Source organism: Microcystis sp. LEGE 08355 (assembly GCF_015207185.1).
GTDB lineage: Bacteria > Cyanobacteriota > Cyanobacteriia > Cyanobacteriales > Microcystaceae > Microcystis > Microcystis panniformis.
The window spans coordinates 1-1,047 of sequence record NZ_JADEXI010000952.1 but is presented as its reverse complement, the minus strand read 5'-3'; the positions used below and the strand labels follow the sequence as shown (position 1 = coordinate 1,047).

Sequence of the window (1,047 nt, the reverse complement as noted above, 5' to 3'; positions counted from 1 at the left end):
ACTAATCCCAGATGGTCTAGATTTTTGACTTCAATTTCTGTTGATTGATTCATGGTCGAACAGCCCACTGCCTAAGTTTTCCAACAATTCCTATTTTTTCATAATTAGGGGTCTCAAGACCCCCCTAGCGGCCACCGAGAAAATCTTCACCAGATAAGTATTTTTACTCAAGTCTCTGGAGGGGGACAGCTTATGTGACAGTTGAGGGTGCGGAATGTGGGATCTGATGTTCTTTGAGGCGTTTCATCGCTTCCGTAGCATCAAAGTTAACCTCATCTTTGAGAACAACACCATAAACCCAATAAATATTTTCGGCATAATCGGTTTGAGGTAGGGGCAATTCTAGAGAGGGGATATTTTGCAATAATTCCCTGTAGCGTCTGCCCATTTTTCTCTTGCGCTGGACAAAAGTTTCTAGCTGTTCTAATTGTGCTAAACCCACTGCCGCTTGCAGATTAGTCATCCTCAGATTCCAGCCCAGTTCTTCGTGAATAAAACGTCGTTGGGGCTGAAAATATAAATTTCTCAGGGAACGACAACGCTCAAAAATATCCTCTTGGTTGGTGACAATCATGCCCCCTTCCCCAGTGGTAATATGTTTGTTGGAATAGAAACTAAAGATGCTGATATCACCGAAACTGCCACAGGGTTTGCCTTGATAGGTTTGACCGTGCATTTCAGCCGCATCTTCAATAATTTTTAAACCGTATTTTTGAGCTAATTCTAAAACTGGAGTCATTGCCACCGGTAATCCGTAGATATGAACCACCATTATCGCTTTAGTGCGGGGCGTGATTTTTGCCTCTATCTGAGCGATATCCATGTTCCAAGTCTGCGCTTCGCAGTCCACCACCACGGGAATCGCCCCGGCTTTGACAATGGCAGCCCCGCAGGAAATGATGGTAAAAGTGGGGAGAATCACCTGAGAGGGGGACAAGCGAGCTAGAAGGTAGATAGGGCAAGCGATATCGCTCTTTGTCCTTTGATGTAATCCTTCAACCGATAGCGGCTAATTTGCATTAACTCTTCTATATTTTTTGGGAACAT

The 1,047-nt window shown here is 44.2% G+C and carries 1 pseudogene; it reads right to left on the bottom strand.

Annotated features, from left to right (window positions below):
- Window positions 1-220 precede the first annotated feature (220 nt).
- Window positions 221-934 (bottom strand): annotated as a pseudogene (locus IQ242_RS25550) (DegT/DnrJ/EryC1/StrS family aminotransferase); the annotation flags it as partial.
- Window positions 935-1,047 lie beyond the last annotated feature (113 nt).